Origin of the sequence: Streptomyces endocoffeicus, assembly GCF_016741935.1 — a bacterium.
In the GTDB taxonomy this organism is placed as follows: domain Bacteria; phylum Actinomycetota; class Actinomycetes; order Streptomycetales; family Streptomycetaceae; genus Streptomyces; species Streptomyces endocoffeicus.
This window is the reverse complement of record NZ_JAERRG010000009.1, coordinates 210360-237077: the sequence shown is the minus strand read 5'-3', so window position 1 is coordinate 237077 and position 26718 is coordinate 210360. Positions and strand designations below refer to the sequence as shown.

Annotated in this window: 22 protein-coding genes and 1 pseudogene; 12 read left to right on the top strand and 11 right to left on the bottom strand. The window is 66.1% G+C overall.

The genetic code is table 11. The features are described from left to right. Window positions 1-65 precede the first annotated feature (65 nt). The 4 genes from JK364_RS23435 to JK364_RS23420 all read right to left on the bottom strand — a co-directional run bounded on the left by JK364_RS23435 (window position 66) and on the right by JK364_RS23420 (window position 4139). Entirely contained in the window at window positions 66-1946 is a 1881-nt protein-coding gene (locus JK364_RS23435; protein WP_201853118.1) for a phage tail tip lysozyme, read from the bottom strand. Beyond that, window positions 1943-2245: a hypothetical protein gene (locus tag JK364_RS23430; RefSeq protein WP_201853117.1), complete on the bottom strand. Its 303-nt coding sequence runs from the start codon at window positions 2243-2245 to the stop codon at window positions 1943-1945. The genes JK364_RS23435 and JK364_RS23430 overlap by 4 nt, the downstream gene beginning before the upstream one ends. A 58-nt stretch (window positions 2246-2303) precedes the next feature. Beyond that, complete coding sequence (locus tag JK364_RS23425; protein WP_201853116.1) at window positions 2304-3608, bottom strand: hypothetical protein; 1305 nt, start codon at window positions 3606-3608, stop codon at window positions 2304-2306. Between the two features lie 138 nt (window positions 3609-3746). Next, a complete protein-coding gene (locus JK364_RS23420) occupies window positions 3747-4139 on the bottom strand; it encodes a hypothetical protein (protein ID WP_201853115.1) in 393 nt (130 codons plus the stop codon). Between the two features lie 423 nt (window positions 4140-4562). Between JK364_RS23420 and JK364_RS23415 the strand changes: the two genes are divergently transcribed. From JK364_RS23415 to JK364_RS23380, 8 genes and pseudogenes are all read left to right on the top strand, one after another. Then, a complete protein-coding gene (locus JK364_RS23415; RefSeq protein WP_201853114.1) occupies window positions 4563-5072 on the top strand; it encodes a helix-turn-helix domain-containing protein in 510 nt (169 codons plus the stop codon). 686 nt (window positions 5073-5758) lie between these two features. After that, entirely contained in the window at window positions 5759-6079 is a 321-nt protein-coding gene (locus JK364_RS23410; protein ID WP_230992388.1) for a hypothetical protein, read from the top strand. A gap of 204 nt (window positions 6080-6283) precedes the next feature. Next, window positions 6284-6482, top strand: a pseudogene (locus tag JK364_RS58100) (Tn3 family transposase); the annotation flags it as partial. A gap of 192 nt (window positions 6483-6674) precedes the next feature. Beyond that, window positions 6675-7406 (top strand): hypothetical protein, encoded by a 732-nt coding sequence (locus JK364_RS57610; protein ID WP_307841368.1) that lies wholly within the window; start codon window positions 6675-6677, stop codon window positions 7404-7406. 308 nt (window positions 7407-7714) lie between these two features. Next, complete coding sequence (locus JK364_RS23395) at window positions 7715-7960, top strand: hypothetical protein (protein ID WP_201853324.1); 246 nt, start codon at window positions 7715-7717, stop codon at window positions 7958-7960. Between the two features lie 493 nt (window positions 7961-8453). After that, window positions 8454-9305, top strand: coding sequence for a helix-turn-helix domain-containing protein (locus JK364_RS23390; RefSeq protein WP_201853112.1), 852 nt, complete (start codon window positions 8454-8456; stop codon window positions 9303-9305). Then, window positions 9302-10099: an SAM-dependent methyltransferase gene (locus JK364_RS23385; protein ID WP_201853111.1), complete on the top strand. Its 798-nt coding sequence runs from the start codon at window positions 9302-9304 to the stop codon at window positions 10097-10099. Before JK364_RS23390 ends, JK364_RS23385 begins: the two co-directional genes overlap by 4 nt. 1865 nt (window positions 10100-11964) lie before the next feature. Continuing rightward, window positions 11965-13692, top strand: a complete 1728-nt coding sequence (locus JK364_RS23380) for a helix-turn-helix domain-containing protein (RefSeq protein ID WP_230992386.1) — start codon at window positions 11965-11967, stop codon at window positions 13690-13692. A gap of 191 nt (window positions 13693-13883) precedes the next feature. Here JK364_RS23380 and JK364_RS23375 read toward each other — a convergent pair whose 3' ends face one another. The 6 genes from JK364_RS23375 to JK364_RS58095 form a co-directional block, all read right to left on the bottom strand. Next, entirely contained in the window at window positions 13884-14462 is a 579-nt protein-coding gene (locus JK364_RS23375) for a flavin reductase family protein (RefSeq protein WP_201853109.1), read from the bottom strand. A 6-nt stretch (window positions 14463-14468) separates the two neighbouring features. After that, window positions 14469-15662: a cation:proton antiporter gene (locus tag JK364_RS23370; RefSeq protein ID WP_372461979.1), complete on the bottom strand. Its 1194-nt coding sequence runs from the start codon at window positions 15660-15662 to the stop codon at window positions 14469-14471. A 69-nt stretch (window positions 15663-15731) separates the two neighbouring features. Then, on the bottom strand, window positions 15732-17297 hold the full coding sequence (locus tag JK364_RS23365) for a tryptophan halogenase family protein (RefSeq protein ID WP_201853107.1): 1566 nt from the start codon (window positions 17295-17297) through the stop codon (window positions 15732-15734). Window positions 17298-17404: 107 nt separating this feature from the next. Continuing rightward, window positions 17405-18829, bottom strand: a complete 1425-nt coding sequence (locus tag JK364_RS23360) for a cytochrome P450 family protein (protein WP_201853106.1) — start codon at window positions 18827-18829, stop codon at window positions 17405-17407. Window positions 18830-18869: 40 nt separating this feature from the next. After that, the gene (locus JK364_RS23355; protein WP_230992385.1) at window positions 18870-20072 is read right to left on the bottom strand and encodes a cytochrome P450; all 1203 of its coding nucleotides are present in this window, start codon (window positions 20070-20072) and stop codon (window positions 18870-18872) included. A 1619-nt stretch (window positions 20073-21691) separates the two neighbouring features. Further along, a complete protein-coding gene (locus JK364_RS58095) occupies window positions 21692-22264 on the bottom strand; it encodes a nucleoside 2-deoxyribosyltransferase domain-containing protein (RefSeq protein ID WP_201853104.1) in 573 nt (190 codons plus the stop codon). Window positions 22265-22401: 137 nt separating this feature from the next. Between JK364_RS58095 and JK364_RS23345 the strand changes: the two genes are divergently transcribed. Further along, a complete protein-coding gene (locus tag JK364_RS23345) occupies window positions 22402-23856 on the top strand; it encodes a prenyltransferase/squalene oxidase repeat-containing protein (protein ID WP_201853103.1) in 1455 nt (484 codons plus the stop codon). Window positions 23857-23864: 8 nt separating this feature from the next. Here the strand turns inward: JK364_RS23345 and JK364_RS23340 are convergent, their stop codons facing one another. Continuing rightward, window positions 23865-24386 carry an NUDIX hydrolase gene (locus tag JK364_RS23340; RefSeq protein ID WP_201853102.1) on the bottom strand — a complete coding sequence of 174 codons (522 nt, stop codon included), beginning with the start codon at window positions 24384-24386 and terminating at the stop codon, window positions 23865-23867. A gap of 214 nt (window positions 24387-24600) precedes the next feature. Here JK364_RS23340 and amcB point away from each other — a divergent pair, with 214 nt between their 5' ends. Genes amcB through JK364_RS23325 form a run of 3 tightly spaced genes read left to right on the top strand, consistent with a single transcriptional unit; the run spans window position 24601 to window position 26701 of the window. After that, window positions 24601-25752, top strand: coding sequence for a cyclophane-forming radical SAM peptide maturase AmcB (gene amcB / locus JK364_RS23335; RefSeq protein WP_201853101.1), 1152 nt, complete (start codon window positions 24601-24603; stop codon window positions 25750-25752). Then, window positions 25749-26015 (top strand): multiple cyclophane-containing RiPP AmcA, encoded by a 267-nt coding sequence (amcA, locus tag JK364_RS23330; protein WP_201853100.1) that lies wholly within the window; start codon window positions 25749-25751, stop codon window positions 26013-26015. Before amcB ends, amcA begins: the two co-directional genes overlap by 4 nt. After that, the gene (locus JK364_RS23325; protein WP_201853099.1) at window positions 26015-26701 is read left to right on the top strand and encodes a pentapeptide repeat-containing protein; all 687 of its coding nucleotides are present in this window, start codon (window positions 26015-26017) and stop codon (window positions 26699-26701) included. Before amcA ends, JK364_RS23325 begins: the two co-directional genes overlap by 1 nt. Window positions 26702-26718 lie beyond the last annotated feature (17 nt).

Here is a 26718-nt window from a genome sequence, read left to right as displayed (position 1 = left end):
CATGAAGAAGCCGGTGCCCGGATCGCGCGGCACCGGCTTCTCGCTCCCAGATCAGATGCAGCGCATCAGACGGTCTTGATCTTGTCGGAGGGGAGCATCGCATCCGACATGCCCACGAACTTCCAGCCCTTGGCCGCCATCCGCGCCGCGCTGTCGACGCGAACCCGACCCATGAATGCGCAATAGCCGGCCTCGCCGAGGATGACCTTGTCGCCCTGGACGCCGAGCACTACGAGAGTGTGGCCGGCGGGGCCGTAGCCCGGGCCGGAGCCCACCGAGTACGCCGTCGGGGTCGAGGACATCTGCTTGCCGGTCTCCCTCGCAATCGTGTACGCCGTCTCCTTGCCGTCACCGGCCGGGTAGGTCTGGAATGTTGTGTACTTGTTCACGAAGTAGGTCGAGAACGACACGCAGTTCATCGCATGGTTGCCGTTGCAGGAACCCGGGCCACCGCCCGGACCGTACCGGCCATCCAGGAACTTCCCGCCCTCCTTGTTGAAGAGGTCGACGAGAGCCTGGGCCTCCTCCTGCGTCATCCCGCCGTCCTTCAGCGAGACGGAACTGCCGCCCTTGGAGGTGCAGTTGCCCAGGATCGTGTCGATCCCGTTGCCGATGTTCTCGATGATCCCGCCGACGATGTTCTCGACGCCGCCCACGATCGAGCTGTCGACCGACCAGCCGCTCATCTTGCCGAACCACATCTGGGCGTTGTCGCCTCGTGCGGTGAGCTCCGCCGAGCCGTCAGCGGAGCGCTCCCACTTCTCGTGGAAGTGCAGCGCCGCCGCACGCGGCGAGCCCTGCGACTTCATGAGCATGTCCTTGAAGACCGTGACGTCGCCCGGGTTGTCACCCTCGGCCATGAAGGCCAGCTGGGCCTTGATCGTGAACCAGCCGACGCCCTTGCTCTTCGCATACTGGCGCAGCAGCGTGTTGCGGCCGAACGTCCACTGCCCGAGACCGATGCCATTATCCGTGTTCTGTGCGGCGCTGGCCTTCTCGGCGGTTATGGCATACGTCCTCATGGGGAAGTTCTGCACGCTCGTCGGGTCGATCCCGGACTCCTGCGACCAGTTGCCGAGGATGCCCGCGATGTTCTCCTTCGGCATCCCCCAGCTGCTGAGTACCGAGTAGATCTCCTTGGCGTTCTTCTCCACGTCCGCCGGGACGGTGGCCCCGGAACCGTTGCCGATGCTACCCGCGTTGACGACGCACGCCGTCCCGTTCGCGTTGATGCTGCCCTCGGTCAGCGCCGTCGAGTTGAGGACGCCGGTCAAGACCGTGCCCAGCAGGGCCACGGTGGCGGTCATCGCGACCACACCCGACATCGCTGCCGCTACAGGGGCCATCGTCGCCGTGACGGTGACGCCCAGGACCGCGCCGGCCCCCTTGGCTATGAAGCTGCCGATCGCCATGAACGGCGCAGCGATCGCATGACCAACCGCCTTGGCGATGTTGACGATGAGCATCCACAGCAGCTTCCCGGCGTTGACGATCATCGCCATAGCGGCGAAGAACATGGACTTCAACCAGTTCAGGAAGGCCATGGCCATGACCACGCCCATGGCCGGCGGAGCAGCAGCCGCGCCACCGCCGACGGCGACGCCCTTGGCCGCCTTCGAGCCCAGGCCCTCGTCGTCTTTCGACGCACCGCGCTCGTAGCCCGTGCCGCCGGCACCCAGCTCGCGCTGGTCGGCCGGCTTGGCGTCCGGGCTGCCGCCGGTGACCTCGGACACGCCCTTGACCGCGTCCTGGGCCCCCTCGACGCCGACGTTCTTTGCTGCGCCAACGGCAGCTCCCGGAAGCCCGCCAGCCTGTGCGCCCGCCACGGCACCGGAGACGGTAGCTCCCGCGTAACGCCCGGCGTTACGGCGGGTCGCGCTGCTGCCGTCTCCCTCGATCGCCTTCCGGGCCGCGCCTCCGGCCATGTTCCCGGCGACGCGGTTCATGCCCTGCACCCGGCATTCGCGGCGCCGGCCGCCTTGCCTGCGGTCTCTGCGGTGTCTGCCGCGTCCGGCATCTTCGGCGCAGTGTTCGCCGCGCCAGAAGGACCAGAAGAATCAGCTCCCGGGGCCGGGAGCTGCTTGGGCACGCTGGCCTTGCCCTCGGGAGGCTTCTCGATGTCTTCCTCAGGGCCGAGGCTCTTGGTCCCGCGACCTTGCCGGGGCATCCCCTGACTCACCGACGTGCTCGACTGGTCCTTCGTCGTCCCCTTCTTGGGACTCCGATTCGGCTTGTCGGTGGCCATGTCGTTTTCCTTTCCGGATCAATGCCAGGTAGCGGGATGCGTGACTTCATCGCTGCACTCAATGGAGAGTGATGAGGAAGTCCTTGTCGTGACGAATGGTGCTGTTGGACTGCACGTCCCGCAGACTCGCATCCAGTCGGAGCAGGTTCAGCGAGAGATCCGACTCGTACTGCGACTTGTTCCGCGAGTAGTTCTGATACGCCTGTGAAAGATTGTTCATGATGTTCATGAGAGGGCGCATCGTCACGTCAGAGGACTGGTAGTCCTTGGTGAGGCTGGTGCCGTCCGAGAGGATCCACCGCATGTCCGAGACCTGCTGGCTCGTCGGATCCGAGCCCTCGTCACGCTTCTTGGTGAAGAACTGGGCGTAGCTTTGACCGGCCGGAACCAGGGCGCCGAGGTAGCCGTCGTAGACGTTGCCTGCACGCCAGTTGAGGTCGAAGCCGCCCGGGACGACGTGTTTGGTCTGCAGCGCCAGCGTCGAGACGCCGTCCTTGGCCGCGGCTGCGGAGACGCCCGTGATCTTGTCGGTGGCGATCGAGACCGGAACGGCCGGCGGACGCAGGAACAGGCCGTCGATCTTCGTCGTCTGCAGGTCGGACGTGTACGACTGAATCTGCGTCAGGTTCGTGCGCAACTCGACGAGCTTCTGGTCCAGGGCATCCCTGGCCTCGCTCTCCTTCTCCTTGAGTGCGACCTCGTAGTAGGCCTGCGCAGGGTCGAAGGTCAGAGCGTCGAGCGCCGCGATCTTCTGGACCCCGGATGCGCCGGGGTTGAAGAAGACCCGCCACTGGTCGTACTTGGAGAAGGTCTCGTCGCCGGCCAGCTTGCCGCTGCTGTGCGCCTGCTCCGCTCCGGGCGTGGTGAGTTCGGCATTCGCACGGACCGTCAGGTTCAGCACCTGGCGGTCGAAGGGCCGGTCGGCGTTCAGGAGGACCCCGACGTAGCCGGTCGTGCCGAAGGCGTAGAAGGAGCCCTTGATCCCACTGGTGCTGACCGGCTCACTGTTCAGCGAGGTGTCCGACCCGAGCAGGAAAGCCCTGTAGTCCGCGGCGTTGTACGAGATCTGAGCGGTCGGACTGAAGTGCATCATCACGAGCGCCTTGTTGCCGCTCTCGTTGGTGTAGATCCCGTCGACGGTGCCGTCGAGATTCGTCTTCGACGTCTTGAAGTCGCTGGTGTACAGCGCCGTCTGCGACAGCGAGTCGAGCCCCGCCTGGTACGCCGAGGCCCCCGATGCGCTGATCACGATCGCACCCGTGACCGCGAAGATGCCGAAGAACACCCCAAAACGCTCGATCGCGTGGTGCGAGTCGAGCTTGAACTTCCTGCTGAAGGCCAGTGCCTTGTCCTTGATCCCCATGTTCTGCTCTCTTTCGTGCCTGCACCGTGCTGCGGGCCCGGATATGGCGAACCGGGCCGGAGGAGGCTTTGCGCCTCAACCGACCCGGTTCGCTCGACGTCTCTGCCCCCGGTCGTGTGCACGGTCTGGGACGGCCTCTTACTTGGAAGGGCCGCTCAGGAACCCGCTGAACTGATCGGCGGTCTGGATGATCACCGTGCCGCCGCCGAGGTCCGTGATGGTCTGCTGGCCGCCGGAACCGATCGTCGACATCAGCGACCACCCGCCGGTGCCCAGGGCTCCGCCGACGAGAATGAGGAGCGCGATCGTGCCCCAGCCCTGCTGATGACCTGCGGACTGCGGGTTGGCCATCAGCTTCTTGATCAGGAGCACACCGCCCCAGACCAGGCCGACAGCACCGAGCAGCATGAGCAGAAGACCGCCCCAGAGCTGGATCTGGGACTTGGCGTTCTGCAGGAAGCTGGTCAGGTCCCAGGCCGCACTCGGCAAGGAGGCCTGTGTGAGGACAGCTGCCTCGTAGATCTTCGCCATGGCTCTTTCCTCTCGCCTTTCGAATCATTCGGTGGCATGACAGTGAGTCACAAGGCAACAAGCGCAGCTCATCCAACCGGTCGAGCAGTGATGGAAGCCGGGGTGGTCGGTGGGCATGCTGTCGGCTTCCCCTGCTGGCTCGTATACGTGCGCATCCGCAGTGACTAATCTACCTCATTCGAATGGTGGATCACAGGCACACGAAAGGAGCTATCGATAAAGAGTCGAAAGGCGCTCGGAAGCGAGGCGAATCGGCATCGCGACGCGTGACCGCAGGGCCGCGGTGGACGCCTGTGGAATCCGCAGTGCGAGATGTGTAATGTGCCGCTCCAGCACTGCCACGGCGCTGGCCTGCTCGATTTCGAGGCGGGCCACCCTCACCCACCGTCGATCGCGATCTTGACCAGGAAGTACCAAACCGCCATGAACCCACTGCCCGGAGACCTTTTCGCCCGCCGACTTCGTCAAGAACGCAAACGTCTCGGCATCAGCCAGGCAGAGCTAGCGCGCCGTATGGCCAAACTGCTCGGCACGAACGTCGACTCCACCGCCATCACACGCATCGAGCAGCGGATCCGCGCGGTCAGGCTCGACGAGGCGGTCACCGCCGCCAAGGCTCTCGGGGTTCCTCTGATCACACTGGTCAGCGACAACTACGCCCGGGAAAACGAGGCTGAGATCCAGAACCAGCTCGCCGAACTCGCCCTCGCCGAGCAGGAATGGGAGAGGCAGCGCCAGAAGATCCACCGGATCACCCAGACCATCCAGCAGCTCTCCGCCGAAGGGGAGGCCTTCCGCTCTCACGCGCTGGACGTCAACCCTGAAACCGCCGGCGACTACGAGCTCGATCCTGAGACCCAGGCCGCTCTCGACGCCCGGATGCGTGACGTCCGCAACAAGCCGGCCGGAGAGGTCGCAGACCCAGGCGCATGACGCTGTTGCGGGCGGCCGGGTTGAACTCCCGGACGTAGACGTTCACCGTCTCGGGCTTCCGCCACCGGCCGGCCCGCATGATCTCCTCGGTGCTCGCGCCGTTCCGCCTTGCCTGAGTGACGTGACCAGCGCGCAGACTGTGGAAGCCGTATGCCGACAGATCCATCTTCAAGGCCGCCGAGGACGGGCCGTGGCCGAAGGCGAAGAACTGGCAGGTCCAGGACCTCGACACCGACTTTTCCGGCACCATGCTGCAGCAGCTCGTGGACACATACGACGAGCAGTTCACCGACACCCCGCAGTTCCGCTACGGCAATCGGTAGTACGACCCGCCCGGACAGGGCACCCCGGAGTCCGGTCAAGATGTTGACCAGGCTGCGTCAGGAGCCCCCTCACAGACGGGTGGTCAAGCGGTAGACCCGAAGTTGAGGTCGTGCACGTTGTGCTCGCCACGACCGTGGTGACGCCGGAGTAGTACGGCCGCCAACTCGGGCAGACTTGACGCTACGCGCTCTCAAACGCCCGCCCGCGCCGTCCTGCTGTCCAGCATCGCGGTGACCTGCCTCATGGCCGCGGTAGGCAGGCTCATCGGCGCGGTCCTGGGCGGGCCGGGCACAGCAGGGCTCTCCGCGCTAGCCGGCGGATGTGCTGCGGCTCTTGGCGCCTTTCTGACCCGCCGCCGCAGCATGGCGAAGTTCAACGCAGCTCACCAGGCCGCTCGTGATCGCGGCTTCGCCGAAGAGCTGTCCCACGGCCTGCTTCTCGGAGTGGCCCAGTACGAGACCGCGGTCTCCCCGTCGAGCCCCGACGGCGTCACCCCTGAGGAACGGGCCGCCCGCCGCACCTACGCCTACCGGATCGCGGCCCAGGACGCCTTGCCCGAGACCATTCGCCTCCTGGCGGCACGCGTGCTTGCCGCGCTCGACAAGGAAGAACACGACCACGCCCGAGAGGCCATGCAAGAACTGTCCCTTGCGGTACGCGAACAACGGAGATCCGCCCGCTAGCGGCATCCCGTGTCGGACCACTCCACCCGCAAGGCTCTCTCCTCGTACGTTCCCAGGGTCGGGACGGTGGCGAGCAACTGGCGGCGCGCTCGAGGACACCGATCTACCCAACTTCTCCACGACTGCTTTCCGTGGTGAACGTCGACTCGGAAGCGAACCCGCCAATGTGCTGGGCTAGTTCGGATGAGACCAGATCGGCGACCTGGCGTAGTCCTCAACGCCCTGGTCCTCTTCAACACTTGCTATATGGACGCCGCCGTCACTCAGCTCCGCGAGGAGGACGTTGCCCGGCTGTCGCCGTTCGTTCGCCACCACATCAACTCGGCCGGTACTCCTTCCAGCTTCCGAACTGCCCGGCGGGCTGCGGCCCTTGCGAGACAAGAACACTCCCGAGGGCGAATAACGCGTCAAAGCTGGCAAGCACTCGGAGGGCACACCGCCCTGGCACGGCATCAATTTCCGGGCAAGGTAGGCGATATTGCGTCATCTTCCGCAGGAGGCACGTGAAAATGCTCCGATATTCCCCTTGACGAGCTGGCTGTATGACGACTGTGTTCATCGGCAGAGCCGGGTACCCCCGGCGGAAGGAGTTCCAGTGACGGACAACAAGACGGTGGCGGTAACGGTCGGGATCGCCCAGCGCCCCGGCACCGAGCCGCCGTATGCGGATGGCGCCCACGTCCACCGGCGGGGCGGGCGGGTGTGCGCGGCTGTTGTCGACGGTGCCGGCCACCACGAGGAAGTCGTGGACTTCGCCCGGCACGCGCCGTCCGCGATCGCCCTCATGGGGATGGCGATGGGCGGGCTCGTCGGCCTGACCGCTGCCGGGCGCATGGCCGCCGCGTACGGCCGGCCGCCGCACATGTCCGCCGTCGTCGCCTCCATGGAGCCCGGACGGCCCACCAGCGTCCACTGGATCGGGGACTGTAGGGCGTACGGCTGGGACGGTGCAGCGCTGACCCTGTGGAGCACGGACCAGACCATGGGCGAGTGGCTGCGGTGGAACGGGGACAAGACGATCGAGATCGTCCCCGTCGAGGTTGCCGAGACCCAGGACAACTGGGCGCGGCTCGGCCTCGCCCAGGCGACCGAGATGACGTGCCGCCAGGTGGAGATCCCCGAGGACGTCCCCCTGGTTCTGCTCGTCTCGGACGGGATCTCCGACCAGGTCGATCTGGAGACTGTCGAGGCCCTGTGTCGAGACCATGCAGACGCTCCGCAGGCCCTTGCTGACGCGCTTGTCACCGCCGCTGAGGGCGAGAAAGAGGAGAAGACCGGGGATCTGTATCGCGACGACGCAACCGTGGTCGTCCTGCGGCACCGATAAGCTGACCCCGCGCAGGCACCCCAGCCGCCCCACCACCGGCGCGAACGGCGAGACGGCGGCCATCTGCTCGATGGCCCCACACCGGCTCCGTCTGCGGCGCCAGCCGCAGCGACCGGATCCCCCCCCGGAAACTCCATCGATCGCGTCCCCGACGACCGAACGGGCGTGAACATCCAGCCCGGCATACGTACGCTCGAACATGACCGGCACCTCCCGAAATTGCGGCTCTACCGGCACTCAGAGTGGCGACAACCCGCGCCAACTTGCGAGCGAGGCGCCGGTTCTCCATACGGTCTAGGCTCGTAGTCATGGGAATCGACTGGGAGAACATGCTCGGCACAAGCGGCAACGGCCTCAACGATGCCTACGACAGCGCGGTCTCCGCGGTCATCTACAGCGAGGACCCGGGGGACGGCCATCGGCCACTCCCAGTCGACGAAGCGCACGACGATACAGACGGGGACTGCGCCGAGCGTGGCGGCCGGCGCGGTGGTGGATGGGAGAAGAAGGGGATGGCCGGGCCGGAGAGTTTTCGATGTGTGCCGTTCCCGTAGGAATGTCAGGCGTCGAAGGCGCCGCCCGGAACCAGCGGGGTTTGCTGGCGAACTGCAGTGTGGACTGTGAGCAACTCGGTCTCGAACCCGACTTGCGAAACCCGCACGGCCGGACCGTGATGCACCGGACAAGGGCGGAGCATCGGCGGCGCGGTCCGGGTTGTATGGTCACCGTCACGCTCGTCGACCACGAAGCCTGCGTCCAGAACAGTGGCGAAGACCCCGGCGCCGGAGACGCACTTCTGGTCACCTGCGCATAAAAGGCCGGGCCGGGGTGAATCAGATCAGAATGCAAAAGTGTTGCGGGTGAACCTGCACAGAACTGACCTGCGGCTGCGGATCAGACGTCCGGGTACGGTGCTGCGGTGGAAGAAGCCGCACATAGCACTGCCACGGGCGAGAACGCGGTACCCTCCGCACCAGACTGGTATGCGATTCGCAAATCTTGGCGTGGTTGCCCGCATCTGCGGCGGCCAGAGGCGACGGGAGCGACGTGTCGGAGGAGAGTCCGGCGATCCTGCGGCGGGTGCTCGGTAGGCACCTGCAGGACTTGCGTGAGCGTACAGGCCGCAGTTTCGATGAAGCTGCGGCCCATCTGGGGGTGAATCACAACACTGTGCGGCGCTTGGAGAAGGGGCTGCACAAGCCAGCGCGGTCGACGCCTTGGCGCGAGCTTCTCATCTATTACGGCGCAGACGACGCCACGGTCAACGCCCTGGTCGAGCTGGGCAGCAGGGCTGAGCAGGATAACTGGTGGGACGAGTACAGCGATGTTCTGTCTCCGGCCATGGCAAACTGCGTGATGGTCGAGGGTGCTGCTGACAAGATCAGGGGATATGTGCCCAATGAAGTGCCCGCACTGATGCAGACGGCGGAGTACGCCCGCGCTGCCGCGCCGGTGCCGGACTGCGACCGGTGGATGGAACTCCTCCAGCGCCGTCAGGCCGTCCTCGATGACGACAATGGTCCGCAACTGTGGGTGACCTTCGATCAGGCTGCACTGCTCCGGGAGACAGGAAGCCCTGGCGTCATGGAGGGACAACTCGCCCATCTACTGAAGCTTGCAGAGCAACCCCGCATAACGATCCAGGTTGTTCCCTTTTCCGCGGGTATCCCTCACGCGGCACGAGCAGGGAGTTGCTGTCTGTACCGTCTGCGATCGGCCGAGTTGCCGGACATCGTGTGCGTTGACCAACTCGACCGGATGGACTTCGTGGACAGGCAGGACGCCGTGGCTTCGTACACCGAGGTTCTGGACCAGACGGCGGGACAGGCGGCGGCGCGTGGGGAGGAGACGCGGAGGCTGCTTCAGAAAATCCATGATGACTGGAGAACAGCAACATGACATCTGACGGCGCCAATCGTCCAGCCCACGCGGCTCGGTTGTACCAGATATTCCTGGGCCATCCGAAAGACGGCTGGCCGGGCGACCGCAAGCTGGGAAAGGAAATCCAGGACCACCTTCCCAGCATTGCCCGGATAGCTCGAAACGAGCGCGGATTCGTGCTGCGTGCAGTAGAAACCCTTGTCGGCGAATATGGCATCCGGCAAATCCTCGACGTCGGCGCGGGCCTTCCGCATGAGCCTAATGTTCATCAAGTTGCGCAAGATGCTAATCCAGATTGCCGGGTCGTATATGTTGACAATGACCGTACAATCATTGCCAATTTGTCGGCTTGGGGGGATGTCGACGAACGGGTCGGTTACCTTACTGCCGATGTGCGTGAGCCAGAAGCGATCCTGCGCAGCCGTGTAGTGCAGGAGGCTATTGACTTCTCCCGGCCCGTCGGGCTGGTTCTGGGTCTGGTTTTTCATTTCATCTCCGACAAGGATGATCCCGCTGACATCATCGCCCACCTGGCACGTGAGTTGCCCCGGGGTAGTTACGTGGCGTTTTCCCAGGGCACGTACGATCACGACCATGCCCGCGCCGAACAGCTGGCAGCCCTCTACGCACAGGGCGGAGTCGTGGTCAACCCACGGGACAAAGCGACGATAGAGGGGTTCCTGCAGGGGGCGGGTCTGGAGATTCTCCCTCCGGGTGTCGTGGCGACCAGTCAGTGGCGGCCGAAACCCGGTGTCAAGCCTGACGCGGCTAAAGACTGCGTCGTTTATGGCGCACTCGCCTTTAAGCCGTAAATCGCGAGCAGCTCCCCGGCAACCCGACCGAGACTCATATCAGCGATAAGGCTGACCGAGATAGACGGCGGTGCAGTCCGCGCCCGAGCCCGTCGAGCCTGCGAGACGGCGCATCTGTAGCGACAGTATCGCCCACCAGATTCACCGAAAGTCACAATGGCGAGGCGAATGCCACACTCGAATGAGACGAGGGGCGTGCAGGCAGGAGAGGGAGCGTGAACCAGTGACCGCAAGAGGGACGGCCAGGGCGATCCCAGAGAGAAGCTCACACGATCCTCAACGAGGCGGGTAGGCGCCGCCTTCGGTAGGCTCGGTTTTGCCCGCTCACCGCTCTCAGCCCAGACGAGCTGTACCGCACGGGCGGATGCACGCGGCCGCTAGGGAATCCCTGGGTTCGCTTCCAGCTCGCGCTGAAGTGGGTCGGCGCCGTGCTTTCCGTTCTCGACCGGGGCTGCTCTTCCGAGTGGACGGCGAGCGGTCGGAGGCCGGATGCGTGCACTCGGTCATGCGGCAGGCGCAAACAGCGGCAACTACGGGCACACGTCACGGGGCATCAGCGATCAGCAGTGGATGGAATTGTTGAAACAGTCGCCCGCGTGCTGGCGGCCACTTCGCCCTCGGGTATCGCCGTCCATCGGGCGTGACGACAACACAGCGCAGGCAGCCCTCGCCAACGCCGCGTAACTTGCGGGCTCGCGGCTGCGTGGGCCCAGTTGCGTCGCCTGTCGCTGGGCGCTGCCACAGGACAACGAGGTTTCCACGGCACCCGCACTCAAAGCACCTTCCGTTCAAGTCTCACTGTGGGCCTGCGCTCCAGAGGGCACCTGGTGTGCTGCTGGGCTCCGTAGCGAGGAAGTCGTCGGCGTCCTCCGTGGCCGGTGCCGCTTTCGGTGCCCCATCCTCGTGTCCGGCAAGGAAGCGCTGGGTTTCAGTTGCAGGCCCGTCAGACACGAGCTGCCAGGCACTCATGTCGGGGATGGCCGGTGGCGCGTGAGCAGGGTCTTGTCATCGGCATGAACGTGAGCTGCCCTCCCAGTAAGCCACTGATCTTGGTGAGGACTGAGGTGATGTGAGGGCCAGGGCGCTTACATGGGCGCCTGGCGGTGGTGGCTCCGGGCTCCTTCCTCCGGCTTCGCCACTGACCAGCTCTGCTGCTGCGGCGGGAAGGTGGGGGCGCCGACGTCCGACGTGCATCCGCGCCGGGGAGCCGCGGAGCCTGCGCGCGCTGACATCAATCGGATTCCCTAAGCCGACGATGGGCACGGGTGCTGCGTTGCGGAAAAATCTACCCAAATATGGGTGACACGCCCTCAGAACCTCGGCCCTCGGTCTAGTTGATCCGGGGGAAGGAGTCGGTATCCTCGCGAACCATTGACGTCGTGCGATTCTCAAGCGTTAGATACTCTTGCCTTTGAGAATCGCACGCGGGGAGGAGGGGGCGGTGCACACAAGGAGGACCCGTCGACGCCTCGGAGGTCCACTGCTGGACGTCCTTGGCCGAGAGCGATTGAGGGCTGAGCTCTCCATGGCGACCAGTCGTGACGCGGCCCCGGTCCACGGGGGCCCTGCCCAGCGGCCGGCGGCAGAGGCCAGCGCCGCTGCACCTCGCAACGGCGGTCACGGACTGTATGTGGGTTGGAGGAGGGGAGATGCCGACGCTGGGCTCGCTGTCTAAGGACATGCCCGATCTCGAGTTGAAGTTCGCCTGGCCGGTCAATCCCGCAGCCCACGTGCCTACTCGAGTGACGGGGTTAACGGCCGTGTCTCTCACACAGCTCCGCGAAGATGCTCCGGCGCTGCCGCTGCGAGACGGGACTCTTGTCGTCCTCACGGGGACCACACCCTTCCGAGTTCGGGGACGAGGGATGTCTGCGATCGAGGTGCTGTTGCGGCGGATGGCCCGCCGCCAGTGCGCGGCCCTGGTCGGTGCAGGACCAGGCGATGCCCACGAGGTGTGGCCTCAGGCAGCTCGGGATCTGTCAGACCAACTCGGCATCCCCTTGATGGCCACCACCGCGCCCCCTGAGCGGTGGATCGGCCTGGGTGGGATCGGCCTGGGTGACGAGATCCTGGCCTCCCGCGTAGCCTCAGCGGAAGCGCAGGTCGAGCAACTCAACGCCCTCATAGAGACGTTGCCCACGCAACTGGCCGACCCCAAGGCCATGACCGAGATAGCCGAATGTCTGTCGGCCACCTTGGAAGCGCAGGTGCTCGTCCACAGCGAACCCCAAGGCATTCTGGTCGCCGCGCCGGCCACCGCAGCGGAGCAGCTCGCACAGGCTTTCCTCCGTCAGTCCGCGGCGCGGCCGCTTCACAACAATCCGTCAGTCCCGCACACTCAGATGATCTCACTCGCCCCGGCCACGGGTGCCGAGACCGTCCTGGCCGTCACCTCAGAAACACGGCTCGACACCACACAGATGCGACTTGTCCGGCATGCGGCCAAATTGCTGGGACTTGTGGACCAAGCACATCGGGAGTACCAAGCGGCGACGCTCGCCCCCCAGGCCGCACGGCTCGCCGCCGTCCAACTGCTTCTGGAGGGCGAGCCGCACAAAGCTCGGCGCGTGCTCTCGGGATTGGCCCCCGGCCTACTCGAGCCCGACATGGCGCGCGTGTTTGTGATCCAGACCTCCCAGAAGTTGAGGGAGCCGACCCGTCGCCGTTGTGAAACGACCACCGCAGGACGCGCTTTGGTCGTGGGCGACCCGCAGGACGCACGGCGCATTCTCGTCATCAACCCGGTACCCGTCGGCGATGAGGCAGACGACAGCGTTGCCGTCGACCTCACCCGCATTGTGGCAACCCCAGGGAGCAAAACCTCCCTGGGCGGCAGCGGGCTGTACTCCCTCACACTGGTGGCTGACGCCTTGCAGGAGGCCACCACAGCTCAGAGGTTCGCGACGCACCAGGCCAATCCAGTGGCACTGTCCGTCCAGGAGAGCGACTTCATCAGTCTGCTTCCCCAAAGCGATGCGCAGCGTTGGGCGCACGGGCTGCTGCACCCGCTGATGGAGACGGGCAGACAGTGGGATCAGTTCCGCGAGACGCTGCCTGTTGCTCTTGCCCACCCTTACACGGTGGCTGCCCAGCTCCTGGAACTTCACCGCAACACGGTGACCAAGAAGGTCAGCCGTGCTGGGAAGCTGCTCGGAGTCGACTTGACCGCAGTGCGGCACCGGGTCAGCGTTGGCTTGGCGCTCGAACTCGTCACACGCCGGGAGCCGGTGGCCTCCCCTCACGACGGCAGCGGCACTGACTCTGGTTCTCCCCCGGACCTGCGGACACTTCTCCAGACACGGCAGGTGAGCCTGTGGGCGGACGCGTTCCTCAGCCCAGCACGTCGGGACCGTCGGGACCTGCTGACCACTGCCACATGCTGGCTCGCATACGACACTCATGTCGAGCCCGCCGCACGCGCTCTGGGCCTATCAGAGGCTACCGTCCGTAACCATCTCAGGGCGCTTGAAGCCTATTTGGCGCGCGATTTGAGCTCGCTGACCGGGCTGAGAGATCTCGCGTTTTCGCTGCATATCTCAGGGCTCGCGCAGATCATAGAGTCCACCAGCGCCCAGCTTGCTTCAGTAGCCTGAGGCAAGCTGGGCTGAGCATGTGCAGGGGAGGGTCACGATGCATCTGTCGTTTCCCGTGCCGCTTGAGCTCTCCGGAGTCCTATCCGCGTCCTTGGGATCAGTACGACAAAGCCGCCGCCCACCGAGGAGCTCGAGAAGCCGGGTCGCCCGGGGGAGTCTCACCCTCGGGCGACCCGATGCTTCCCGATCATTCAGCGGACGGAGGGCTGCACGGGATACACCCCTGTGTCCGGAGGCCCGGTAGGAGATCCCGTGGCGTTGTCGTCAGGAAACGCAGAGTACTGGCGCAGTCCATAGAGCAGCGGCTTTGGCTCGGCCAGCACGGTGATACGACGGACCTCACCAAAGACGACCCGCTGGCCGCCGACGTGCACGGTCTGGGAAACCCGGCAATCGGCCACGGCGTGCGCCGCTTCCATGAGGTGGGGGCCGCTGGCGCCGTCCGGCAGAGCCCAGGTGACCCTGCTGAACCGGTCGGGGGCACCGGAGGCGAAGAGGTCTGCGGTATCGCGCCCTTGGGCGTGCAGCAGGTTGACGGTGAATACGCCGCTGCTCAGGATCGCTGTGAGGGTGGGGCTCTGTTCCCGTATCCCGACCAGGAGGGTGGGCGGGTGGAGGGTGACGCTGCACAGCGCTGAGCAGGTCATGCCCCACAGGCGGCTGGCGTCTCCGATGGCTGTGACGATCGAAACCCCGGTGGGGAAGCCGGCCATGAGGCTCCTGAAGCGGTCGGGGGTGCTCGCATCGGTGGACGGCGTGGCGTTGCCCATGGTGATTCACCCCTCGGCTGGGTGTGGTGGTGAGGTCAGACGCATCTCTGGGACACGGGTGTAGTGGTCGATGGCCCACAGCAGCGGTCCTGTGAGGGCAGTGGTGACCAGTGCCATGGCCAGGAGCGCGAGGTAGAGGCCGGGGGTGAGGATGCCCGCGCTGTAACCGGTCTGCAGGACCACGATCTCGGTGAGCCCGCGGCAGTTCATCAGGGCAGCCAACTGCAGCGAAATGAGAGGTGACTGCTCGCCGATACGGGCACCGAGGTAGCTGCCGGTCAGTTTGGACGCGATGGCCAGCGTGGTGGCGATCGCGGTGGCCTGCCAGGAGAACCCCGACTGGGGGCTGCCAGCGACGGTGGTGCCGGTGAGCGTGAACAGGGCCGGCAGCATGGGGCGGCCGATCCGGCCGACCCCCTCAGCAGCCTTGGTCCAGGCCGGCTGGCTTCTCCCGGCAGGAACCGCGAGGCCCACCAGGACAGCGCCGATCGTGTCCGTGAGCCCGAGCCGCTCCGTGGTTTGGGCGGCTGCCACCGCGGCAACGCCTACGAGTGCCAGAGCGAGTGCCGGGTGTCGGGAGGCGAACCGGAGGCCGGTCGTGGTACTGGCCAGTCGCCGCACAGCGACCGCGGCCAGGAGACCGCAGATCAGAACGGCTGCCGCCTGGCCGATGCCTCCGCTCTCCGCACCGAGGCCGATGGCCACGGCCAGCAGCAGCCAGATCACCGCGTCGATGGAGACAGCCGAGGCCATCGCCAATCGGCCGGTGGGCGTGTGCTCCATGCCTCGGTCGGCCAGGACTCCGGCCAGGACTGGGACCGCAGTGACCGCCAGGGCGATGGCGAGCATCAGACCCAGTGCGGCCACCGGCGCTTCACCCCGCAGTGACGTGCCCCCGTAGGCCACCACCCAGGCGGCGAACAGAGCGCCGCATGCCAGGGGCAGAAGCGCCGATCCGGCGGAGAGCCAGGCCACCGCGCGGCCGCGGATCCGGTCGGTCCCATGGCGGATTCCGTGTGCAGCTCCGGCGAGAAAGAGCGCGAGGCCGAGATGACCGAGGAACTTTACGGCCTGCCACCCCGGAGAGCCGGTCTGCCAGTCCGCCCAGGAGGCCAGGACTCCGCCGAGGAGGAGGCAGGCCATGATCTCGCCGATGATCTGCGGTTGGCTCAGTCGACGGGCTGCCCAGCGGCCCAGCACAGTGACTGGCGCGGCGGCAGCGAGCACTAAGACAACGTCGCGTGTCGTGACGAGGGAGGCGTCCACAGGTCAGCGGGCCTGGGCGAGGTACTCGTACTGGTCGGGCAGCGTCTGTGCGAGTTGCCTGGCCTGGTCCTTCACCAACTGCATCTCCTTCGCCGCGCGGGTACCGTCCATCAACGCGAGAGTGGGGGCCGACTTCAGGCGTATGCCGCCCAGGCCGATGAGCATGGAGTTATACGAGTAGGACTCGAATCCGTGGTAATGCGGGTAGATCGTCTCTTCAGTCGGCAGCTTTACCGGCCAGACCTCCATCCGTTCGGCAAGGCCGTCCGGGACGGGACGGATCTTGGCATCCCGCCAGTAAGTGTTGTCGCCATTGTCGCCACGGGCCGCAGCCCGGTAATGGAGTACGAGGAATTCCCGCACGCCGTCCATGGCATGCGCTCGGGCACGGTTGTAGGAGTCCCGTAGCCTCGGATCCCAGCCAGCGTCGGGGAAATGTTTGACCAACTCCTCGATACCGTGCTGGATGAAGAAAATTCCGGTGGACTCCAGGGGCTCGACGAACCCGCTGGTGAGCCCAATGCCCACCACATTCTTCACCCAGGAGTTACGGCTGCGGCCGATCCGCATCTCGATGTGATTGGCCTCGGCATCCGCTGCCTCGGGACCGACGAAATCCCTCAGGGTGCGTTCAGCCTGTTCTGCAGAAATGTAGTCGCTTGCGTAGACATACCCGGTACCGATCCGTTCAAAGAGCGGGATCGTCCAGATCCAGCCTGCCTCCTGGGCAGTCGCGGTGGTGCAGGGCCGCAGACCGCGCCGTTTCATGTCGGTCGGCACACGGAGAGAAACAGCGCGGTCGTTGGGGAGGGTGTCCTGGTAGGACACGAACGGCTCCTCGAGTGCCTTGTTAAGCAGCATCCCGCGGAAGCCGGTGCAGTCGATGAAGAGGTCGGCGCGGACGTCGTCGGGGTGCTCACGCAGGCGGAGATGGCTGACCCAGCCGCGGTCGTCGAGGGCGACGTCCTCCACATCGTCCACGATGTGATGAGCACCGCGCTTCGTGGCATATTCGGTGAGGAAGTCGGCGAGCAGCGAGGCGTCGAACTGGTAGGCGTAGGGGAACTGGGTGTTCTGCTCGGACAGCGTGGTGCGGCCGGATCCTCCCCATCCAGCAGCCCGCTCCACGAATTCCTGCTCGAAGAGGGTGCCGCCCATGTGGCGGGGGGAGCGATTATTGTCGCAGATCGTCGACATCAGGAATACGTCCTGATCGAAGCGGGGGCTGGGGCGCTGGTGCAGCCACCAGTCGGTGAGGCTGAACCCGTCGACGACCCGTAGCCGCTCGAACGGGTGATAGAAGTACTGGCCCGGACCGGACCAGTTCTCGAACCTGATGCCCAGTTTGTACGTCGCATTGCACCGCGGCATCCATTCGCGCTCGTCGAGGCCGAGGTATTCGAAAAAATGGCGGATGGTGCTGAAGGTGGCCTCGCCGACGCCGATAGTCCCGATGCGCCTGGACTCGACGACAGTGACGGAAATGGATTCACCCAGCGCGGCGCGTAGGTATGCGGCCGTCATCCAGCCCGCTGTGCCGCCGCCGACAATGACTACGCTACCCAGCATGAGAATTCCTCTCTACCAAGGTGAAGGAGATGTACGGTTGCTCTTGCAGAGCTGTCGGTCCACTCGTGATTGATGCGTTGCGGCATTGCCTTTGCCCCGCGAGCGTCCTATTGACCGGACCGCCTCGAGAGGACTCGCCATCCGCGGCGGCGGACCGAGGGAGCGGAAGGGGCTGATGGCTGACCGGTGGACTCTTCGGACTGTGGGGTCAGCGGCGGGCAAACGGACGAGCCGAGCGATGGTGTGGGGGTGAACTGGCAAGGGAGGGCGGACCAGCTGGAGAAGAACGTGCCTGGCTTGCGACTGAGTTGGGCGCGGCTGCAGGCGAGAGCGAGGTCGGTGAATCGAGAGAGGACGCGTTCCACCGCGGTCTCGCTGATCAGGCGGGCCATGTCGCGTGCGGGACTCGGGCACCTGTGAACGCCTGCGCCCCAGGCTAGGTGTCCGCGGTTGCCTGAGCGCTTGGCGCGGTCGTGGCTGTCCTTGCCGAGAGCCGGATCGCAGTTGGCCATCGCGTACGAAACAAGGACCGGTTCCCCGGGCCCAAGGACTATCCCCTGGTAGGTGATCTTCTTGCGGGGGTAGACCGGGTGGTAGTTGGCGACCGGGGAGTCTGCCCAGAAGACCCAGTCCAGGGCTTCCCGGACGGTTGTGACGCCGCAGTGGAAGTCGCCGTTGAACTGCTGATCGTCGATGAACAGTTTCAGTGTGTTGCCGATGGTGTCCGTCAACAGCTGGCTGCCGGCGCCGAACAGCAGGATGAGCTGGTGGACTAGCTCCTCACTCGTCAAGTTCGCATCGTGGCTCAGGAGTCGGGAGGTGATGTCCTCACCGGGCCGGTCGCGCTTGAGGTTGATCAGCGCCAGGCAGTCCGTTTCGAGGTCGTGGTTGGCCTCTTTTGCGTCGTCCGCCGTGTGGAACATCTTCTCGAGGCCCGCGACGATGCGTCGGCTCAGGGAGGCCGGGCAGCCGAACGCTTCGATCAGTACCCATGTGGGCAGCTGGTGGGCGTAGTCCGCTATCAGGTCGATCTGGCCGCTGGGGGCGACAGCATCCAGGAGGCGGTCGGCAACGTGATTGACGATGGGGACCAGCGCGTAGGTGTCGCCCAACGCCAGGCTCTCTGTGATCGCCGTTCGGAGCCTGTCATGCGGATCGTCGTCCATCCACTGGGCATTGGGGCGCGGCTTCAGCATCTCCCGGGCCGGGCTGTCGGGCGGCACCCGCCCCTCGCGGAGCGCCGCCCAGTGGTTCGGGTCCTTGGCAAAATCGCCTGGCGTACCGCGCAGCACATACATGGCGCTCTGGTACGTGGTGGTGATGTATCCGTAGACGTCCGGGGCGATCTCGACGGGGGCTATGGGCCCCCTGTCGCGTAGTTTCAGGTACGTGGCGTGCGGATTGGCGCTGAATTCCGAGCCGTAGATCGGCAGGGGGTCGCTGGGCTCGGGAGCCGACGATGAGGCGTATGGACAGCCGCCTTGCACGGTGTGGACAGACCTGAGTCGGGGTGAGGCGGACCAGTCGCTCATGAGGTGGTTGCTCTCCGGGTGCGTAGAAGGTGGCGGGTAGCTATGCGCGCTCGCCGACTGCGTTGTCCCCTGTGAGGGGTTGCAAGATGACGGGGAGTGTTTGGTGGCCGTTGGAGATGAAAGATTCGAGGGGGTGGAGTTGGTCGGGGGTGGTGGCGAGGGTGAGGTGGGGGAAGCGGTCGAAGAGCGCGGTAAGGGCGGTCCGGGCTTCCATCCTGGCCAGGCGTGCTCCGGGGCAGTTGTGTACTCCGGTGCCGAAGGCGAGGTGTTTGTGGCGTGTGGGGCGGGTGATGTCGAACTGGTCCGCGGTCTCGCCGTGCTGGTGGGGGTCGCGGTTTATACCCAAGTAGCCCATGATGACCGGCACCCCCTTCTCGAACCGCTCCCCGCTTTCCTCGTGGTAGAGGTCCTCGGTGGGGAACCGCAGGAGCATGTTCGCCACAGGTGCCTGGTAGCGCAGGGTCTCCTCCACCACGTCATCCCAGTCAGCGCCGCCGTCGCGTACGAGGGCCAGCTGATCGAGATGGGTGAGGAGAGCAGCGATGGCGTGAGTGATGAGGTTGACCGTGGTCTCGTAAGCGGCCACCAGCAACATCAGAATGTTCCCGTGGAGTTCCTTCTCACTGAGCTTGCGGAGCTCGGGGTTGCTCTGATCATCACGAGCCTGGATTAGTGCGGTGGTGACGTCCTCCCCCTCTCCCTGCTCGGCGCGCTTGATCTCGGCGCGTTTGATCTTGACGAGCTCGGCGAGCAGCCGGTCCAGCTCCTCGCCGGCCGCCTGCTTCTCGCCCTCGGGGAGGCTGGTGGCGAACAGGGCCTTATTGAGGGCGTCGCGGAAGGGTTCGCTCATCTCGGCGGGCACGCCCAGGAGGGCGGTGGCCACCAAGTGCGGCAGGAGACCGGTGAACCGGGCCCGCAGGTCGACTGTCTCCCCGGGTGCTGTGGTCTCCAGATCGTCCAGGAGCCGGGAGGTGAGTTCCTCGATCTTGGACTGGAGGGCGTTGATGATGCGGGGTGCGAAGGCCGGCTGGATCAGTCGGCGCAGTCGGGCGTGGTCGGGGCCGAAAGCGGTCTGCGCGTTCTGCGTCTCGACCCACTTCCCCAGATCCCGCTTCCGCGGGATACACCCTTCCATGTAGGCGGGCCAGTGCTGCCGCGGGTCCTTGGACATCTGCGGGTGTTTGAGCAGCCATACCGCCACACGCAGATCCACGACCACGCGCGCCAGAACATCGCCCGGCATCACGACCAACGGCGCGGGACCCGCCGCCCGAAAACGCTCGGCCTCACCAGAAATATCCCGCCCAGCAGGATCAAAACGAAACGGACAACCAGAAGAGCGTCGGGTTTCCATGAGTCTCCAGACGTCGCGACTGTCGGAAGGCGGTCCCTTGGGGCCGGTACGCTGACCCTGCTTCGAAGGAGTGGTCGACCTATTGGGCAGGGATGTCGCGTTGCGCGACGTGCGTAACGGCTCTGCACACAGGTGTTGATGTCACTGTGAGCTGGCGCGGCTGGCGTGCAGCGATGGCGTGATGGGGGAGTGACTGACGATTCACGTGCCCGCGCCATGTTCCTGGCACCCAGGTGCTCGGTTGGGGGACGGTGTGGGCCGCATCTGAGTCCTCGAAGCTGGCATGAGCTGCCTAGCGTTCCTCATGCAGACGGCGCGCCTGAACAACGAGTGTTGGCACATGCGGGCCGGCGAATGGAATGGCTGCAGGAAGCGCGCGGCGTCCTATCTCGCGATGCTTGACTGATCGGTCGTCCTCAGCGTGACGCCTTCACGGAAGGGGCTGTCGTACCTCCCGATGGCCCTCGAGCCCGTTCCAGGCCGTGGTCCTGGCCGTACGCGCGCGGTCGTGCTCGGCTGGAGCATTCTCCACCTCGAGAGTCGGGATCCGGCTGGCTTCACTTGTGTAACGCTAGGCGTGGTCGAATGACACTGCCATTACACCCCTGCACCAACTACCCGGGATCATCTTTCGGGTGTGCACCGCAGACCCCTTCACAGGGTCCGGGAGTGCACTCTCGGCCGTAGTCGTCTTACGGCAGTGCACACAGCGCCCGGCTGTGCCCGTTAGGTGCTACACACGTCCGCACCACGGCGACCTCTCGGCCGGATGCGGCGCCCGAGTTTCAATATCTCCCGCAATGCGGCGACGACATGAGTCGGTGAATGCCCATGATCTGCGGCCATCGCCGTGAACCGCTGATCGGTGACGCGCGGGGCCCGCTACGGCGGGCCGGCGACAGGGCGTGGGCGTGCCTGCCGGCGGCGGGCACCGGCCGGGCGATCTGCTCGACCTCGTAGCCGGCCGCTGTCAACAGCGGTGTGGTCGGCGCGCAGGCAGGCGTCGCAGGCCCACTGTCCCGGTGGGATACGTGGAGGTGAGGCAGTGCGGGCCGCAGCCGGTGCAGGGGCCGTGAGATTCACCGCCGCCGACAGTGGTCTGCAACGGCTATCACCAGCCCAGGAAGGTGACCACCGCGGCAGGAGTGGTCGAGAGTGCGAAGAGATCCAGAAGCGGAGGTGGCCGCGGTGGTGTCATGACAGCAGCGGTCGCAGCCCGCTCCCTCCCGCGTGGCCGACGCGGTACAGGCTGGCGTCGGGTTTACCGAAGTCGAGGCAGACAGGCACACGCAGGGTGAGCACGGCCGGGTGCAGGCTGAGCTGAGGTCCCGGTCAGGGAAGTTGGCCCGTGATGGTGTAGTCGGGGATCAGATTCCCGGACGCTGCCGAGCTTGACCAGATCCTGCCGAGTGTCCGTCCGTGCAGTCCTCGCGAGTCCTCGGTCGGCGGCGGCCAGGAACCAGCCGCCGCCGACCGCGGCGAGAGCGGTGATCAGAATCATCCTGTGCTTATCGCGAGGCCCGTATGGCTGTGCGACATGCCTCAATCGTGTCGGCCAGTGTGGAATGCACGTGAAGCCCCTCACGCGCGTGGCTGAGCTGAGCCACCATGTTCGTACGCCGCACGTACCCGGCGTCGGCGCCGACCACCAAATCCGCGTCCTGACCTGCGGCCATGCCCAGCTCGTACAAGGCGATGGGCTGGTGGCTCGTCGGCGACTCAGGGAACCAGAACATCATGAGGTCTGCGCGCCGCAGATGCTGGTACTCCCATCCGACCTGGGCGGCTTCCGCGTTCAGGTCGTGCTTGGGAAAGGAGCTGCGGCGCGGGTTGAACACCGTAACGTCGAGATCTTCCAGCGCGGCCGTCGCGGTCTTCTGCCAGTCGGGGCAATCGGTGATGCCACCGGCGAGAAACAGACAGAAATCTGGTCGACGGTGATGTGAAGCCAGCGGTCTTCTACGCAGGTGATTGGAAACTCCCGCAGGACCTCCCGTCCCCGGGCGACGAGCGCTGCCAACTCGCGGTCCTGATCGCGTGGGGTGAGATACACGTGGAGCAGGGTTTCTCCTGCTGGCCACACGTCCTGGGCATGCTGGAGCACGAACGGCTTCATGACCATGCACCGTAGCGTCTCGATCCTGAACGCGCGTCGGCAGCGGACGAGTTGGGTACGGTCCGGCCAGCGGTCCGGGTCGTTCGGCGGCGGAGGCGAATCATGAAGCGTGCGCACGTGGGGCTCGCGGCGTTCGAGACCAGGGTGGGCGAGGCTGCCCGGACCCTGCTGCGCAACCAGGGGTACGACGGCGGGTGGGGCCTCACCCTGACCTCGGTCTCGTCGATCGTCAACACCAGCGAAGTCCTGCCGATTCTTCGGGCCGCCGGCATCTCCGGACAGCCGGTTCGCCAAGGGCTCGACTTCCTTACCGGCGCCATCCCGGAGCACTCTCGGCCCCGGCCCAAAGGCGGTCGTGGTGAGCACACCCGGTTCTTCGCCTTCGGCCTGGCCGGACTGCTGTCCCACCCTCGCTTCTTCCATCACGACGGCGTCGCGGAGACCGCGGCCTGGTGCGTCGGCTGGCTGGAGGACCACCAGGTCGACCACGGCTGGCCCGAAGTCCTCGGACTCGACGACACCTCACTGCACCAGACCGCCTTGGTGGTGCACCGGCTCGCCGAGCTCAGAGATACCCTCCATGACTTCGGCCCCGGATTCCTCTTACCCGGCGGGGTGGAGACCAACAGCCTGCTGGAGCGCGTCGAACCGCTGATCGACCACGGAGTGCACGGCCTGCTCTACCACCGGCGCCCCAGCGGGGCATGGGGATGGCGTACCTACATCGACACCGACCCGAGCCCGAGCAAGACCGCGCTGTGCCTGCTCGCGCTGTCGGCCGTCTGTGCCGGAACCGGGCCCGGCGGCGAGCCCGCCTACCGGGACGTCCCGCGGGAGGCGGGCGGGGTGCACGGCCCGGTGCAGCGGAAACGGCTGTCCGACGTGGTCGTCGAGGCCGGCCAGTGGCTGCTGCACAACCACCACCGGTGGGAGGAGTTCGTCGAGGACGACAAGGACGTGCAGGGCACGGCCTGGGAGCACATGGCGTACGCGCTGTGCACCCAGGCCGCCATCCGGGCCGGCGCGAGCCCGCGCGAGCCCCGCCTCGCCAAGGCGTGGAAGTTGATGAACGATCTGTGGGACCCGGAGGCGGGACTGTGGAACGAGCCGGGAGCCTCGGGCAAGCGCGCCACCATCAGGGCCGCGTACTACACGGTGTCGGCCTACGAGGAAGCGATGCAGCGTCTGGCCCGGATGAACCTTGCCGACACCACCTCCGAGGACGCGAGCGAGGCGGCGGCCGAGATGGTCATCGTCCATGTCGCCCTCGGTCCGGGCCGGACCGTCCTCCTCGGAGTACGCGACAGCGAAGGAAGTGTGGCGTGTGAGCTGTCGGAGCGCCTGTTCGATGTGGTGAAGGTCGTGTACGACGCCCCCGAGGCCGGAATGGCGACCGAGCGGATCGCGGCGAAGCTCTACGTCGCCCCGTCCTCGGTGCCCAAGTACGTTCAGCGCCTCAACCAGGCCGTCTCCACGGCCTTCGGCGGCGCCCCGGCCCGGCTACTGCTGGCCAGCACGGTGGACGGGGCCAGCGGGTATCGCCTCGCAGGGCGGTAGGCCGCCGCCTAGGACGGGGCGCGCTCCCCGGCCACCGGGTAGTTCAGCAGGGCAAACCGCGCCAGGGAACGGACCTGGTCGAAGGTCTTGAGGGTGTCGAGGTCCTCCAGGCCGAACCAGGCGGCCCCGTGCACCTCTTCGAGCTGTGCCTCCACAGCCTGCTCTATGGCGCCAGGCTGCCGCTGGACGTAGAAGAACTGGACCAGCGCCGGCGTCGGGAAGCCTTCGCGCTCGATGTCCACATAGAACGGCACGGGCTCAGGAGTGGCGTTGTGGTCGGCCGGGTGGATGGCCGGCTGGCTGGAGATCGCCTCCACCAGCAGCCCGGTCTCCTCCTTGAACTCGCGCACCGCCGTGCCCGCGAAAGACTCCCCGGGCTCGATATGACCGCCCGGCGGAACCCATTTGTCGAAGCGGTTGTGGTGCACAAGCAGCACTTTGCCACGCTCGACGAGGTAGCCCGAGCAGCAGTACACCAGACCGATGTCGCGGGCGGTCTGGCCGTCGTGGATCAGAATCGAGCGAGGCACCCCGCCACGATAGCCCACAGGAAACCACCCGAACTCCCGGGCAAGTGAAGCGACTTCACTGCGGTGTCAGTGCCGACCCGATGACATGTCATCGGCGATGACAGCACGATGTCATCGCGTACACGTCACGGCCGGGCGGATCGTGGTCGTATCCCCGGCCCAAGGCTCCCGCTCGCAGCCGGCGATGCCCCTGTCCGTCGAGGAGAGGACCCCGATGCGCTCCCGCCTGTCCCCGTGGCGTGTCCGGTACCAGCAGCGGTTTGCGGCCCCGCAGACCGTGGTGGTGCAGCCCACGACTTGGTGCAATCTGGACTGCCGGTACTGCTACTTGCCGTTTCGCAAGCTCAAGCACCAGATGCCCCTGGAGGTGGCCGAGGCCCTGGCGCAGGCGGTGGCCCAGTTCGACGACAGCGGTCATCCGATCGGCATCGTCTGGCACGGTGGGGAGCCGCTCGCCGTGGGCCAGCAGAAGTTCGCCGCCCTGCTCGCGCCGTTCGAGGCCCTACGGCGGGCGGGCCGAGTCCACCACTATGTGCAGACCAACGCGACGCTGCTCACCGAGACGTGGTGCGATCTGCTGGCCGCGGACGACGTCCGCGTCGGGGTGAGCATCGACGGCCCGGCCGCCTTGAACGCCGAGCGCGTCGACCTGCGAGGCAAGCCCGCCTTCGACCGGATCCTGCGCGGCATCTCGCAGCTGCGCGAGCACGGCATCCCGTTCTCCGTCATCTCGGTGGTCGGCGCCCTGGGCATCGCGATGCCGGAGGAGCTGCTGGAGTTCCTGACCTCTCTGGGTGGCCATTCGGTGGGCTTCAACCTCGAGGAGGTCGAAGGGGTCAACACCGACCGGCAGCCGCCCACCGCGGTCCAGGCCGAGGAGTTCTGGCGCCGCACCCTCACCTGGACCCGCGAGCATCCTGGCGCCCCGGCGGTCCGGGAAGTCGAACGCCTCGCCGAGTACCTCCATCTGATCCGCTCCGGCCAGAGAGCTGAGTGGGACGGGCGCCGCCTCGACCCGATCCCCACCATCTCCTGGAAGGGCGACGTGGTCCTGCTCTCCCCAGAACTCGCCGACACGGCGGCGCCCGAATACGGCGACTTCGTGGCTGGCAACATCCTCGACCGCCCCCTGCCCGAGATCCTCCGTGATGCCCACCGGCTGCGTTACGTACGCGACTTTCTCACCGGCCTGGACCGCTGCCAGGCCGAATGCGAGTTCTTCGACTTCTGCCGCGGCGCCCAGGCCGCCAACCGCTACTTCGAGAACGGCGACCTCACGACCACCGAGACCAACTACTGCCGAGTCTCCCGGCAGGCCCTGGTCACGGCCCTGTCCACGCTCGCAACCAAGGAGGCTGTTGCATGAAGATCCTGGACCGACTCGCCACATCCGACACCCCCGTCGTGATGGAGTTGATAGCCACGCGCGACGTCCCGACCCCGGTGATCGTTGAAGCGACGTGGGACAACCGGCCCACGTGGGACAACTGGGCCAAGAACCCGGTCCCCTTCGACAACCGCCCGACCTGGGACAACTGGAACAAGAAGAAGCAAGCTGCGCCGCTGCTGGCACGCCCCGGGCGTGCCAGCAGCACCGGCGACCGAGCCACCGCGCTGAAAGGCTGTTGATGGACACCCGCACGATCCGCCGTACGAGCGTCACGCTCCCTGCCCTGAACGAGCCGGGCCTCTACCTCTCAGGCGTCACCTCACTGGAGGGTGGCCGTGGCCGGGTGGCGGAGTTCCACTACCCCGACGCCGACCTGCGGGACCTCGACCTGGCCGACACGCACCTGATGGATGGGCGGATCACCGGCCTCAAGGCCCAGCGCACCTGTCTGGAGAAGCTGCGCGTCGACTCCGTGGAGTTCACCGACTGCGACCTGGCCTCCTTGCAGTGGACCGCCAGCAAGGTCTCCCGAGCCGTCTTCCGTGGCTGCAAGCTCATGGGCGCCGCACTCGAAGACGTGACGCTCGACAACGTCCTGTTCGAGAACTGCAAGATCGACTACAGCACCCTCACCCGCGTTCGGGCCGCCGGCCCCGTGATCTTCGCCAAGTGTTCGCTGCGCGAGACCACCTTCGCCGCCGCTGACCTCGGCGCCGCCCTGATCGATGACTGCGATCTACGGCTGACCGAGTTCGACGGCGGGAAGTACCGCGGCCTGGACCTCCGAGGTAACGACCTCTCCCAGCTTCGCGGCCTGGCCTCGCTCAAGCAGGTCGTCATCGACCACGCCCAGACACTCCAGCTGGCCGAGGCCCTCGCCGCCGAGCTGGACGTCACCTTCGGTGAAGACCTCGACGACAAGTAGCCCCGCACCTGCCCTCG